This window comes from Flavobacterium keumense (genome assembly GCF_029866485.1).
Lineage (GTDB): Bacteria > Bacteroidota > Bacteroidia > Flavobacteriales > Flavobacteriaceae > Flavobacterium > Flavobacterium keumense.
This window is the reverse complement of record NZ_CP092332.1, coordinates 1,760,277-1,774,031: the sequence shown is the minus strand read 5'-3', so window position 1 is coordinate 1,774,031 and position 13,755 is coordinate 1,760,277. Positions and strand designations below refer to the sequence as shown.

The following is a 13,755-nucleotide window of genomic DNA, read 5'->3' as shown; positions in this document are numbered from 1 at the left end:
TAATTGTGTTGTTTGTAATGGCTGCAAATTTAGCATTATTTCGTGGAGAATGGAAGTGAATAAAACTATTTATTTAGTAATGTTGAATTGAATAAATCCAAAATTCTACCATATTCATCCACCCAAGAATACGCTTCTTTAAATCCATGCGACTCCACCGGAAAACTAGCTAAACTCCATTTTTTCTTTCCTAATTCAATAAAACGTTGCGACAAACGAACAATATCCTTGTATTCCACATTGTCATCGACCATACCGTGAAGCATTAATAAATTTCCTTCTAAATTATTCGCAAAATAGATTGGGGAACTTTTTTTGTATGCCTCTGGATCTGTTTCTGGAAAGTTGAGAATATTTCCCGTGTATCCATGATTATAATGTGCCCAATCCGTCACAGAACGCAAAGCAGCACCTGACACAAACTCTTTAGGAACTGTTAGCATTGCCATCAATGTGATAAATCCGCCGTAAGATCCGCCGTAAATCCCAACTCTATTTTCGTCTACATTGCAATTTCGCACTAAGAATTTTTTCCCATCAATTTGATCAGACAAATCTTTTCCTCCCATAAAACGATAAATTCCAGTTCTCACATCACGACCGTAGCCATCACTTCCTCTGTAGTCAATGTCTAAAACGGTATAACCTAAATCAGTTAATAAATTATGGAACATATACTCTCTATGATAGGTACTCCAATAATTATGTGCGTTTTGTAAATACCCTGCTCCGTGAACAAAAATCACAGCTGCTTTATTGGCTTGATTCGCATTTGGCTTGTACAAACGAGCATTTACAGGCGTTCCATCTTGTGCTTTGAAAGTGATTACTTCTGGTGTTCTCCATTTGTACGACTCAAATTCTTTAGTAGTCGAAAATGTAATCTGTTCTAAATTACTCCCTTTTTTATTGGAAGCCCAATACAATTCCCAAGGTTTATTTTTGTACGAATAACGAACTAACAACGTCTTTTCATCTGGCGAAAGACTTACTTCGTGAGCGCCGTCTTTGGTTAAAATAGGTTGTAAAACAGCATCCGAAACATTCATTTTATAAAAACATCTATTACCAGGATGTGTTTGATTAGTGGTTAAATAAAATGCTTTTTTATCTTTCGACAATACAACTCCTCGTACTTCCCAATTCCCATTGGTCAATTGCACTTTCTTGTTGGTTCTCAAATTATAGGTATATAAATGCGAGTAACCCGTTTTTTCTGATTGAAAATAAATGGTTTCATTATCTGCTAAAAAACCTAAAGTACCAGAACTAAATGCATAAGACGGAATTCCAGGCCCACCAATCCAAGCTTCATCATGCTGGTGTTCAATCTCTTTAAAATTACCATTTTCTAGGTTTAAATTAACTAACCAACGGTCTTTATTATCTTGACTTCTAATTTCTACAATAGCATACGAACCATCCTCATTATAGATTGGAGCTTGAGCGACAATTAGTTTGTCTTTTTTATCTGAATTTTTATTCTTTTCATATAACTTAAAATACTCTGGAGTATCTTGAATGTGACTTAAAGACGAAAAATTAACTGTGTAAACCGTATCTTTTGCTACATTAAATATACCCATTTTGGTATTGACAAAATTGTTTGTTGAAACTTTAGATTTGGTATCTTTCGATTTATTATAACCGTCAGTCGTAATAAACACTTCCATTTCTTCCTGCTTCACTTCAGATTCTTCTCTTAAACGAAAAGTAACAAAATCTCCTTTAGGGCTTACTTTAACCGATTCAATTGTATTTTTACCAACGAAATAGGGTTTTGGAAAATCTGATTTTGAATCTTCATTAGCACCATTCCATTTTTCCTTTTCTTCTTGATCTCTCACAAACTGAAATAATTCTTTTTGTTGATCCTTCAAAAAAGATTGTTGGTCCTTTGGTTTTTCTTCTGATTTTCCTTTTTTAAAATTAGTCAACTGCACTAGTGAACCAAGCTTTGTATCGAATTTAAAAATATTATCGCTTTGTTTAAAAAAGACCACCCCATCCTCTTTACCCAACTGTAAGTTTGAAACAGGTAAATTGTTTTGGTATATTTTTTTTACTCTTTTGTCTTTAATTGTATACGAAAAAATTTGTCCTTTGTCCATCCAATAATACATCCCACTTCCTTCTTTTTCGATAAATCTAAGTTTTGAAAATTTAGCCTCTTCTTTTGAAGCTTTTTGTGGGGCTTTCATTCCTTTTTTCCAATAGTAGGTCGAATTTCCCCATTCTTTATTTGGATTCCAATCAAAATAAATTGTGGTTCCGTCCAAAGACCATCTTTCATTTTCAGGTAGATTGCCAATAAAATCATTCCCCTTCATAATTTCTTCTAATTTCAATACTTGAGCTTGAAAAAAAGAAGAAAAGAAAATACAGATAAGTATTAATATGTTTTTTTTCATCATAATGTAGATTGATTTATTACTATTTTAATAATGATTCGGAAAGATATTTTGCCACTCCATCTTCATGATTAGTAGCAATTACTTCTAAATGAGATAATTTATTTTTTAAAGTTTCGGGAGCGTTGCCCATGATCAATCCTTTGCCTGTCGAAGCAAGCATCATTTCGTCATTGAAGCCGTCCCCAAAAGAAATAGCGTGATTAAAATTTAGATTTTCTATTTCTAAAATTTTAGTAATGGCTACACTTTTATCAACCCTTTTATCCATAAATTCCAAACAAATAGGAAGGCTAAAGGCGTGATTAAAACTATCTGGATATTGTTCTAAAATTAAATCTCTTACTTTTTTCAGTTTGTCATGATTTTCATGAGTAAAGAAAATTTTAATTGCCTCGTAATCGTCTAATTTTTTAAAATCAACTAATTGCGGATGATAAGTCACTTCTTTTTGAAAACTATTCAATTTTTCATTGTGTCTGTTTGTTTGCCAAATATCTTCTCGAAACAAAACCGTTGTAATTTCTGGATCAATATCTAACGATAAAATCGATTTTACCGTATCGCTTTCCATATTGATTGAAAAAAGCAATTCTTTTGAAGGAGAATGAATTCTTGCCCCATTGGAAGTCACCAAATACAAAGGCACCCCCAACTTCTCTACTAAAGGCATCGCGTCTAAATGATGGCGACCTGTAGCCACAACAATTAAGTAATTTTGTTGGTGTAATTCTTGAAAAACTGATCTTGTGTAATCAGAAATTACGTGATGTTGATTTAATAAAGTCCCATCCAAGTCACTAATAATAACCTTACAATTTTCTCTTATCATTGTATAACTGCTTCGACTTAATTAATCGTTATTCTCTATTTTTTTATAGGCCTCAATAACTTTTTTAACCAATCGGTGACGCACTACATCTTTATCATCCAAGTAAATGATTCCAATACCTTCAACATCTTTCAAAACCAAAAGCGCTTCTTTTAAACCTGAAATGGTTCGGCTAGGCAAATCGACTTGCCCCGGATCGCCCGTAATCATGAACTTGGCATTTTTCCCCATACGAGTCAAAAACATTTTCATTTGGGAATGGGTCGTGTTTTGTGCTTCGTCTAGAATAACAAACGCATTATCTAAGGTTCGACCGCGCATGAAGGCTAAAGGTGCAATTTGGATGATTCCTTTCAAAATATAATCTTCAATTTTTTCACTAGGTAACATGTCTCGCAACGCATCATACAAAGGTTGCATGTAAGGATCTAGTTTTTCCTTCATGTCTCCAGGTAAAAAACCAAGATTCTCTCCGGCTTCAACTGCTGGGCGAGTTAGAATAATTCTCTTGACTTCTTTTTCTTTCAAGGCTTTAACCGCCATAGCAACTCCAGTATAGGTTTTACCAGTTCCCGCAGGTCCAACAGCAAAAACCATATCGTTTTTCAATAAAGTTTCAACGAGTAATTGTTGATTTGGAGTTAAAGCTTTAATCAATTTTCCGCCTACTCCATGAACTAATATTTTGTCGTGTCCTTGTATTTTTCGTTCATCTTGACCATCTCCCAGAATTACTCGTTCAATTACATTATCATCTATATTATTGTACCTTGAAAAATGGAGCATTAATCGCTGAAATCGTTTCTCAAACTCATCTAAAACTTCTTTTTCGCCAAAAGCTTTTAGAGTTGTTCCTCGAGCTACTATTTTTAATTTGGGATAGTATTTTTTAATAGTTTCCAAATGAGCATCTTGAGCCCCCCAAAACTCCTTTGGAGCAATGTCTACTAATTCAATAATTCTTTCGTTCAAAAGCAGTAATTTTAATTTTATTTTTATTTTGATGCATTACTAAAATAATTAAAGCTATAAATTAGAAAATGTATTTCTTTATTTCGTTTTTGAAATTACTATTATTAGCTTTGCAATTCTCAAATTTAATCAAATTTAGGCTTACCCAACCCCAATAGTTATAAACAAATTTATGTCAATAATTACCCTTACTACCGATTACGGCTTGAGAGATCACTTTGTGGGTGCTTTGAAAGGGAAAATTATATCCGAATTTTCCGAGGTAAACATTATTGATATTTCTCATGATATAGATCCTTTTAACATACTCGAAACAAGCTACATCATTGGAGCCGCTTATAGTAGTTTTCCAAAAGGGACAGTACATATTATTGGTGTGGATAGCGAACGAAATAAAGAAAATCAACACATTGCCATCCAATGGAATGATCACTATTTTATTGGAGCTGACAATGGCGTTTTGAGTATTCTAACACAAAAAGTAGTTCCACAAAAAATGGTTTCCATTACTATTCACGATCGTTTGCACAATGACGCTACTGATTTGGATGTTTTTGTAAAAGTAGCTTGCCATTTAGCAAAAGGTGGATTGCTCAATGTTATTGGTAAAGAAATAACACAATTAAAACCCGTAACTGGCTTACAAGCCACCGTGACCGCTGATCATAAAGCTATCAAAGGGCATGTAATTTACATAGACCATTTTGGTAATGTGGTAACCAATATTTCTAAAAAACAGTTTCTCGATATTGCCAAAGGAAGGCCTTATGAAATTGTTATGAAAACAAAAAATATCAAGACTATTTTACCTAACTATTCTGCAATTGCAACTAATGAAAATTATTCCATGAAAAATTATGAAGGTGAAAAACTAGCCATTTTCAACGAAGCCGGTTTTCTTGAAATTGCCGTTTTTAGAAGCAATCCTTCTAAAGTGGGTTCAGCCAATAGCTTGCTCGGTTTGGGATATAGAGACGTTGTTTTAATTGAATTTAAAAATTAACCTTATCTATGTTGGTACGCATCGTAAAATTGAGCTTTCATGTGGAAAATATTCCTGCATTTCTAGAAAATTTTGAATTATATAAAAATCAAATACGAAATTTTCCTGGCAATCGTTTATTAGAATTGTATCAAGACAAAAATAATGCATCGGTTTTCTTTACTTATAGTTATTGGGAAAGCGAAGAGGATTTAGAAAATTATAGAACATCGGCTCTTTTTAATGAAATTTGGGACTTCACAAAAAAATTATTCAATGACAAACCCGAAGCGTGGAGTGTTGATAAATTAGCAAGTTTAGTATAAAATAATAAGTTTGAGATTACTTCGTTCCTCGCAATGAAAGTATATATCACTCGCAAAGACCATATGAAATCAATTGTATTACGTGAAATAAAATCATTCTTTGGCTCACCAATAGGCTATTTGGTGATTGCTATTTTCCTTATTTTAAACGGACTCTTTCTCTGGGTCTTTGAAGGAGATTACAATATCTTAAATTCGGGATTTGCCGATTTGACTCCATTTTTCACATTGTCACCTTGGATTCTGATTTTCTTAATTCCTGCGGTAACTATGCGCAGTTTTTCAGACGAAAAAAAGCAAGGTACTTTAGAACTTTTACTCACCAAACCCTTAAGTGTTTGGGAAATTGTCAATGGGAAATTTTTAGGTGCTGTGTTTTTAATTTGTATAGCAATTATTCCTACCTTCATTTATGTAAAAGCGATTTCTTTTTTAGGATTACCCGAAGGAAACATTGATATGGGAAGTACAGTAGGTTCGTATTTCGGATTGCTTTTTTTAATTGGAGCTTACGCTGCCATTGGAATCTTCACCTCGACACTTTCAGAGAATCAAATTGTTGCTTTTATAATAGCCGTGTTTTTGTGTTTTCTATTCTTCTTTGGTTTTGAAGGATTAGCTTCACTAACTCCTAGTTTTTCAAATGCAATTGCTTATTTCGGTATGCAAGATCATTTTAAAAGTATGAGCCGTGGCGTATTGGATACGCGAGATATTCTTTATTTTGCAAGTATCATCGTCTTTTTTCTTTCTTTGACTGTTAACCAATTAAAATCGTTTCAATCCTAATGAATACTGCAACCAAAAATAGGCTGAAATCAGTAGGAATTACTATAGTACTACTATTGGTTTTGAATACCATTGGGAGTTTCTTTTTCTATCGATTTGATTTGACCAAAGACAAAAGATACACCCTATCTCCTACTTCTTTACATATTCTTGAACAAGTCAAAAATCCATTATACATCAAAGTGTATATGCAAGGAGAATTACCTTCTGAATTCAAGCGTTTGCAAACAGAAACGCGCCAAATGCTTGAAGAATTTCAAGGTTATAATTCCAATATTGTATTTGAATTTATTGACCCTCTTGAAGATGAAGCAACAAGTATGGACAATATCAAAGAATTGTACCGTAAAGGACTTACTCCCATCAATATTTCAGTTGACGACAAAGGAAAACAGTCGCAAGCGATGGTTTTTCCTTGGGCAATTGCTGTTTATGATAATAACGAAGTCAATATTCCTTTGTTGAAAAACATTATGGGAGCCTCTACTACTGATAAAGTCATTGGTTCGGTACAACATTTGGAATATTCCATTGCCGATGCTCTGAATAAAATAACTACTACTAAACAAAAGAAAATTGCCATTATCAAAGGAAACGGCGAATTGCACGAAGCTTATATTGCTAAATTTTTACTCCAAACCAAAGAAAGCTACCACATTGGTCCCTTTACTTTAGATTCGGTAGCAAAACAGCCTGTCAATACCCTTGAAGCATTAAAAAAATACGATTTAGCTATTATTGCCAAACCTACAGAGGCTTTTTCTGAAAGCGAAAAACAGGTATTAGATCAGTACATTGTCAATGGTGGAAAAACGATTTGGTTAGTGGATCAAGTGGTAGCTGAAATGGATAGTTTATATAATCCTACGGGGAGCACTTTAGCATTCCCAAGAGACTTAAATCTGAATGACTTTTTCTTTAAATACGGAGTCCGAATTTATCCTGATTTAGTCAAAGACGAACAAGGAAGTCCTATAAAATTAGCCTCTGGAGAACAGGGAAGCGCAACTCAATTTCACGATTTCAATTGGAAATTTGCACCTTTAGTACATCCGCAAAGTAACCATCCTATTGTAAAAAATTTAGGAGGAATCAAATTTGATTTTGCCAATGCTATTGACACTTTGAAAAACGGTATCAAAAAAACAGTTTTGTTACAATCTTCACAATATTCTAAACGAATTGGCACACCTTCTGAAATTAATCTAAATAGCGTTAACGAAGAAACTTCGCCAGCGGATTACTTAAACAAAGGTACTATTCCTCTAGCCGTTTTACTCGAAGGTAATTTTCATTCGATGTTTGAAAACCGAGTGTTAGCATTTGATCAAAATCATTTTCAAGCCAAAGGAAAACATGGAAAAATGATTGTTATTTCAGATGGTGATGTCATCAAAAATCAATTGGATAAAAATTTATTTCCAGTAGAATTAGGTTACGATCAACGCACTGGAAATTTATACGATAACAAAGATTTTCTAATGAATTGTGTCAATTATGTATTGGACGATAGCGGACTTATTAACATTCGTTCCAAAGATTTAGATCTACCTTTGCTCGATAAGGAAAGGGTATATGAAAACTATACCAGCATACAATTCATAACAATCGGACTTCCAATGGTTATTTTATTACTATTTGGAATCATTTTTTCTTTTATTAGAAAAAGAAAATACAGCTGATAGATGTTAATAAAAAATTTTCCATACTTAAGTAGTTTAAGATATATTTGTAAAAAAGTATATCCCAAAAAAATATAAAATATAACAAATGAAATTTATAGTATCGAGTTCGTACTTATTAAAACAATTACAGGTTTTAGGGAGTGTTATCAATAGCAACAATACTTTGCCTATTTTAGATAACTTTTTGTTTGATTTGAATAACAATGTATTAACCGTATCTGCTTCTGATTTAGAGACTACCATGTCTGCTACTTTGGATATTGATTCTACAAGTCAAGGAAGTGTTGCAGTTCCTGCAAAATTATTGTTAGAAATTCTTAAAACATTTCCTGAACAACCATTAACATTTACAGTTGAGGAAAATAGCACAATCGAAATTAGCTCAAACTCTGGTAAATATGCCTTGGCCTATGCTCCAGGAGAAGAATTTCCTAAATCAGTCAATTTAGACGACCCTTCTGTAACTTTAGTTCCTGCCGAAGTTTTAGCAACTGCTATAAGCAAAACTATTTTTGCAGCTGGAAATGACGATTTGCGACCAGTGATGTCTGGAGTATTTTTTCAATTTTCACCACAAGGGTTAACTTTTGTTGCTACTGATGCTCATAAATTAGTAAAATATGCACGTACCGATGTAACAGCTTCTCAAGTAGCTGATTTCATTATGCCAAAAAAACCGTTAAACATCTTAAAAAGTATTTTAGGCACTTCAGATGCTGAAGTAAAAATTGAATACAATGATTCTAACGCTACGTTCTCATTCGATAATTATTTGTTGATGTGTCGTTTAATCGATGGAAAATATCCAAACTACGAAGCAGTTATTCCTAAAGAAAATCCAAATAAATTGATGATTGATCGTACTCAATTCTTGAGTTCAGTTCGTCGTGTGGCTATTTTCTCTAACAAAACAACCCACCAAATTCGTTTGAAAATTGCTGGTGCTGAGTTGAACGTTTCTGCTGAAGATATTGATTACTCTAACAAAGCAGAAGAAAGATTGACCTGTGATTATCAAGGAGATGATATGCAAATTGGGTTTAATTCTCGTTTCTTAACCGAAATGTTAACTAACCTACAATCAGACATGATTATGTTAGAAATGTCATTACCTAATCGCGCAGGAATCCTTACTCCAGTAGATGGTTTAGAAGAAGGAGAAACCGTTACAATGTTAGTAATGCCTGTCATGTTAAATGCATAAGATTAACCACCAAAATTGAAATAAAAAACCGCTATTCTTTTTAAGATAGCGGTTTTTGTTTTTTAAAAATTATTATTCCATTGGAATCGACAAAATTGGAATTTCAAAATCGGTTGTTAATTTTTTAGTTAAGCTTGGTTTAAACAACCCCTCAAAGAATCCTCGTTTGTATGGCAACAATGTCAGTACGTCAATATCTTTGTACATAATAAAATCCAAAATTGTAGCTTGAACATCATCACTGTCTATTACAAAAAACTCAATCGGTTCTGATTTGAATTCTTCTTCCCATTTAGCAATAGTAGCTTTTGAAACATCTGAATCCGAGGTTTTAACATACAAACATTTTACTTTTGCTTTAGCTTTATGGGCTAATTCTAAAACCGACTGTAATGCCTTTTTATCTTTGGCTCTAAATCGAGTGGTAAACCCTATTATTTTTATGGCATTAAATGGTGCATTAGATGGCACACAAAATACAGGAACACCAGCCTGAGTAACCACAGAAGCCGTATTGGTTCCTATAAAAAAACTATCCCAACCTGTAGCACCTGAAGTTCCCATAACAATATAGTCTATTTTCTCCTCTTTACTAGTGCCTTTTATATTAGATACTAAATCCCCGTCTTTTAATCGGTGAGACATTTTAATTTTATCCAAATGATGTGCCTCAGCAATTGCTCTCAATTTTGGAATTTCATCTTTAAACATATCAAATTCACTCAATTCAACCGAATCATAAATTGCAGCATAGTTCTCAGGGAAAAACTGATTATCAAAAACGGGAAGTTCAAAGGTATGTAACAAAATAAGCTCTCCATGAACTAATTTTGCAAATTCCAAAGCATGTACAAAAGCATTATTAGCTGCTTCTGAAAAATCGGTGGGAAACAGAATCTTTTTCATTTTTTATAGTATTTATGATTTCTTACCTCTAAGTTACTCATATTAAAAACAATATAACATGATAATTATCAGTAATTTACAATTATTTAACATCTGTAACGACTTCATAAACAATAATAAGATTACCAACGGAGTTTTATTATATTTGTAACATAGAATAATACAAAATGATACACAACGATTCCATCGTAGCTTTAGCAACGCCTTCGGGAGCTGGAGCAATCTCAATAATACGGGTTTCTGGGCAAAATGCTATTGAAATTGGGGCTAGTGTTTTTAAATCAATTAAAAACAAAAACTTAGCGCAACAGAAAACCCACACCCTACATTTAGGTCATATTATTGATGAAGGCAAAACTTTGGATGAAGTTTTGATTTCTATTTTTAAAGGCCCCAACTCCTATACAGGAGAGAACACTATTGAAATTTCCTGCCACGGTTCTACTTATATCCAACAGCAAATTATTCAACTATTACTACGAAAAGGTTGTCGCATCGCTAATGCAGGTGAATTTACTTTAAGAGCCTTCTTAAACGGCAAATTGGATTTGTCACAAGCCGAAGCCGTGGCTGATTTGATTTCGTCAGACAACGAAGCTTCTCACCAAATTGCCATGCAGCAAATGCGTGGCGGATTCTCTAACGAAATTGCCAAACTACGTGAAGAATTATTGAATTTTGCTTCACTAATCGAATTGGAGTTGGACTTTGCTGAAGAAGATGTTGAGTTTGCCGACCGAACTCAATTTCACGAATTGTTAAACCGTATTGAATTTGTTCTCAAAAGATTGATTGACTCTTTTGCAGTGGGAAATGTGATTAAAAATGGTATTCCTGTTGCTATCGTGGGCGAACCTAACGTGGGAAAATCTACTTTATTGAACGCTTTATTGAATGAAGAACGTGCTATTGTTTCGGATATTGCTGGAACTACACGTGATACTATTGAAGACGAATTAGTCATTGGAGGTGTTAGTTTCCGATTCATTGATACTGCTGGAATTCGCGAAACCAAAGATGTTGTGGAGAATATTGGAATCCAAAAAACATTTGAAAAGATAGAGCAAGCTCAAGTAGTGCTCTACTTGGTTGATGGTTTAGAGTTGATGGTTGATGGGGCTTTGGATTCACTAATCATCGCATTGAATAAAACACAAAATCAATATCCTCAAAAGACAATTTTAACTATTATAAATAAAAAAGATTTAATTTCAGATAAAATCATCGTTGCCACCAACGAAAAACTAACAACCAACAACCAACAACTAGCAACCATTTTCATTTCTGCCAAAAATAAAGAAGGTATTGACGAACTCAAAAACAAATTACTTTCCTTTGTAAACACAGGTGCTTTGCGTAATAACGAAACTATTGTGACCAATACCCGTCATTATGATTCATTACTCAAAGCATTGGATGAAATTCAAAAAGTAAAATTTGGATTAGAATCCAACCTGTCTAGTGATCTAATGGCTTTAGATATTAAAGAAGCGTTGTACCATTTTGGTCTTATTACAGGACAAGTGACTAATGATGAATTGCTTGGAAACATATTTGCAAATTTTTGTATCGGAAAATAAACAGATTCACACTCATGAAAAAATATTATTTACATAACGGAACCGAAAGCTCAGGCCCTTTTAGTTTTGAGGAACTTAGAATAATGAAAATCACTAAGACCACTCCTGTTTGGTATGATGGTATGGAAAAATGGAAATATGCTGCAGATATCGAAGAACTGCACGAATTAATTGCTGCTACCCCTCCCCCTTTTCAGGTTGAGGAAGTTTCTACTTCTCATTCCCAAAAAACAATTTCTAATGCTGCTTTTTTAGGACTTTCAAAAAATGGATTTATTGCCGTTATCGTAATTATCTTAATTTTTTCTACTGTTATTTTTAATATTGTTCAAAACAACCGAAGCGAAGAATTAGAAGCGAAAAACAAAAAGACATTACTTGAAAATAGACAATTTTCACTACAGCAAAAAGAAATAGAAGAACAAAAAAGATTAATTGAAGAACAAGAAAAAGCAGAAGCTGAACGTACTGCAAAAGAAAAGAAACAAACTATCACTGACCGCATCTCAGCTATAGAAAATGAAATGGCTGTGACCAAAGACGACCTAGATACGGCGAAAGAAAAATTGGCTAAAGCCAATGAATTCAAAGTATTGCGAACTTCGGCTGAAAAAAGTGAAGAGCTAAAAAAACTAAAACAAGAGATTGAAGATTTAGAAAAAGAATTGGAAGATTTAGAAGCAGAACAAAATCGATTGAATTTAGATCTCGAAAAAATCAAATAGTTTAGTCTTCAAAATAATCACCATCAACATACAACCATTCTCCATTTTCGAATACAAATCGAGAATATTCATGATGCACTTGCAATTGTTTATTAGAGTCTAAATAATAGGCTTTAAACGCTACAGTGGTTGGTGTAACATTTACTATTTCCAGACACTGCCATTGATTTTGAGTCGCCCAACTTAAAATATCTTCCTTTGCATAATATCCTCTATGAGAGGGAGCCGTAGTTGCAATTAAATAATCTGCATCCTGAACTACATAAGCAACATACCGTGAACGCATTAAAGCCTCGGCGGTTGTTGCTTTTTGAATCCCCAACACAATCGGCTGACAACATTTATCAAAAGCAACACCAGAACCACAAAAACAATTTTGAAATACCATTAATTCAGCTCGTTAATTTTTTGGTGCAATTGATTCAATAAAACTTGGTATTTACTAATTTCAATTAAGTCAGCATCATCATCTGAAAAATCAATAAAATCATCCAGTTGTTGACTTATTTGAACCAATTTATTATTGGCTTCTTTTCCGTTTTTAGCCGCAATTAAATCAATTATTTTTTGTACTTCTTGTTGCAATAAATTGAAATCGTTGTGTTCCATGTCGTAATCATTTATTTATTTCATTTTGCTTATTAGCATTGAATTGTTTGGTAATTTGTTTTAGTTTTTCTTTACGAGCCATCGCTGCTTTTTTAGCTTTATCTTGCTCTTTGTGCAATTTATCATTATGCTTTTTGATATTCCTTTCGTTATTTCTGCCCATATTTTTGCTACAGTTGTTCCCTTTTAATTTCCTCCAAAGACTTCTCAGTATAAATAAGTCCATTAATAATATTCATTCGCAATGTATCTAAATCACCGTACTCAAAATACTTTGCCCAAGAAGTTAACTCAAATAGATTCCGAATTTGTTTAATTCGTTTAGCCGTTTCAAAACTCGTTCGAAGTACTGCCTTTTGATCGTAATTAGGATTATTTTTGTGTTGGTAATTTACCGTTTTCTTGTCAAAATTGGCTTCTAGATAATACAACTTATCCGTAGCGTTATCTGGATAAAAACTGGTCCAAAGTGCAAAACCTAGTTTGCATTTTGTAGGCGACTCTGTTTCCATTGGTTCTAATCGCCATTTACTATTAGCGAGCCTACCCCAATGATTTGACAATCGATACATACCTTCTTTGGTATAATAATACAAACTTCCCGCCTTACTTTCATATTGAACCAATAATCCTTCAATAGCAGCAAGTGATACTTCGTTAAAAACACAAAAGGTATTTTTAAAAGTATTAGGCTTGGGACAAAATTGCTTTTCCATGGAGGCAAAAATACATAT

The 13,755-nt window shown here is 33.4% G+C and carries 15 protein-coding genes; 7 read left to right on the top strand and 8 right to left on the bottom strand.

The genetic code is table 11. The features are described from left to right. Positions 1–65: 65 nt before the first annotated feature. The 3 genes from MG292_RS08010 to MG292_RS08000 are packed head-to-tail and all read right to left on the bottom strand — an operon-like array spanning position 66 to position 4,215. A complete protein-coding gene (locus MG292_RS08010; RefSeq protein WP_264533245.1) occupies positions 66–2,414 on the bottom strand; it encodes a S9 family peptidase in 2,349 nt (782 codons plus the stop codon). A 19-nt stretch (positions 2,415–2,433) separates the two neighbouring features. After that, a complete protein-coding gene (locus tag MG292_RS08005; protein ID WP_264533246.1) occupies positions 2,434–3,243 on the bottom strand; it encodes a Cof-type HAD-IIB family hydrolase in 810 nt (269 codons plus the stop codon). A 21-nt stretch (positions 3,244–3,264) separates the two neighbouring features. Beyond that, positions 3,265–4,215: a PhoH family protein gene (locus MG292_RS08000; RefSeq protein ID WP_264533247.1), complete on the bottom strand. Its 951-nt coding sequence runs from the start codon at positions 4,213–4,215 to the stop codon at positions 3,265–3,267. A 172-nt stretch (positions 4,216–4,387) separates the two neighbouring features. On the opposite strand from MG292_RS08000, the gene MG292_RS07995 reads away from it, so the two are divergent. The 5 genes from MG292_RS07995 to dnaN all read left to right on the top strand — a co-directional run bounded on the left by MG292_RS07995 (position 4,388) and on the right by dnaN (position 9,201). Beyond that, a complete protein-coding gene (locus tag MG292_RS07995; RefSeq protein ID WP_264533248.1) occupies positions 4,388–5,218 on the top strand; it encodes an SAM hydrolase/SAM-dependent halogenase family protein in 831 nt (276 codons plus the stop codon). 8 nt (positions 5,219–5,226) lie between these two features. Then, entirely contained in the window at positions 5,227–5,523 is a 297-nt protein-coding gene (locus tag MG292_RS07990) for a putative quinol monooxygenase (protein WP_264533249.1), read from the top strand. A 63-nt stretch (positions 5,524–5,586) separates the two neighbouring features. Then, positions 5,587–6,312 (top strand): gliding motility-associated ABC transporter permease subunit GldF, encoded by a 726-nt coding sequence (gene gldF, locus MG292_RS07985; protein ID WP_264534597.1) that lies wholly within the window; start codon positions 5,587–5,589, stop codon positions 6,310–6,312. After that, the gene (gene gldG, locus MG292_RS07980; protein WP_264533250.1) at positions 6,312–7,994 is read left to right on the top strand and encodes a gliding motility-associated ABC transporter substrate-binding protein GldG; all 1,683 of its coding nucleotides are present in this window, start codon (positions 6,312–6,314) and stop codon (positions 7,992–7,994) included. The genes gldF and gldG overlap by 1 nt, the downstream gene beginning before the upstream one ends. A gap of 88 nt (positions 7,995–8,082) precedes the next feature. Continuing rightward, positions 8,083–9,201 (top strand): DNA polymerase III subunit beta, encoded by a 1,119-nt coding sequence (gene dnaN, locus MG292_RS07975; protein ID WP_264533251.1) that lies wholly within the window; start codon positions 8,083–8,085, stop codon positions 9,199–9,201. A gap of 72 nt (positions 9,202–9,273) precedes the next feature. Here the strand turns inward: dnaN and MG292_RS07970 are convergent, their stop codons facing one another. Then, on the bottom strand, positions 9,274–10,107 hold the full coding sequence (locus MG292_RS07970; protein WP_264533252.1) for a universal stress protein: 834 nt from the start codon (positions 10,105–10,107) through the stop codon (positions 9,274–9,276). A gap of 167 nt (positions 10,108–10,274) precedes the next feature. Here MG292_RS07970 and mnmE point away from each other — a divergent pair, with 167 nt between their 5' ends. Together mnmE and MG292_RS07960 are read left to right on the top strand one after the other, a co-directional pair. Next, positions 10,275–11,687: a tRNA uridine-5-carboxymethylaminomethyl(34) synthesis GTPase MnmE gene (mnmE, locus tag MG292_RS07965; protein WP_264533253.1), complete on the top strand. Its 1,413-nt coding sequence runs from the start codon at positions 10,275–10,277 to the stop codon at positions 11,685–11,687. A 14-nt stretch (positions 11,688–11,701) separates the two neighbouring features. Then, positions 11,702–12,412: a DUF4339 domain-containing protein gene (locus MG292_RS07960; RefSeq protein ID WP_264533254.1), complete on the top strand. Its 711-nt coding sequence runs from the start codon at positions 11,702–11,704 to the stop codon at positions 12,410–12,412. A gap of 1 nt (position 12,413) precedes the next feature. On the opposite strand, the gene MG292_RS07955 is transcribed toward MG292_RS07960, so the two are convergent. From MG292_RS07955 to MG292_RS07940, 4 genes are read right to left on the bottom strand one after another with little or no spacing between them, the layout of a single operon-like run. Then, positions 12,414–12,800 (bottom strand): YchJ family protein, encoded by a 387-nt coding sequence (locus tag MG292_RS07955; RefSeq protein ID WP_264533255.1) that lies wholly within the window; start codon positions 12,798–12,800, stop codon positions 12,414–12,416. Next, the gene (locus MG292_RS07950) at positions 12,800–13,021 is read right to left on the bottom strand and encodes a hypothetical protein (protein WP_264533256.1); all 222 of its coding nucleotides are present in this window, start codon (positions 13,019–13,021) and stop codon (positions 12,800–12,802) included. Before MG292_RS07950 ends, MG292_RS07955 begins: the two co-directional genes overlap by 1 nt. A gap of 7 nt (positions 13,022–13,028) precedes the next feature. After that, on the bottom strand, positions 13,029–13,184 hold the full coding sequence (locus MG292_RS07945) for a hypothetical protein (RefSeq protein WP_264533257.1): 156 nt from the start codon (positions 13,182–13,184) through the stop codon (positions 13,029–13,031). Positions 13,185–13,191: 7 nt separating this feature from the next. Next, positions 13,192–13,737, bottom strand: a complete 546-nt coding sequence (locus MG292_RS07940) for a hypothetical protein (protein ID WP_264533258.1) — start codon at positions 13,735–13,737, stop codon at positions 13,192–13,194. Positions 13,738–13,755 lie beyond the last annotated feature (18 nt).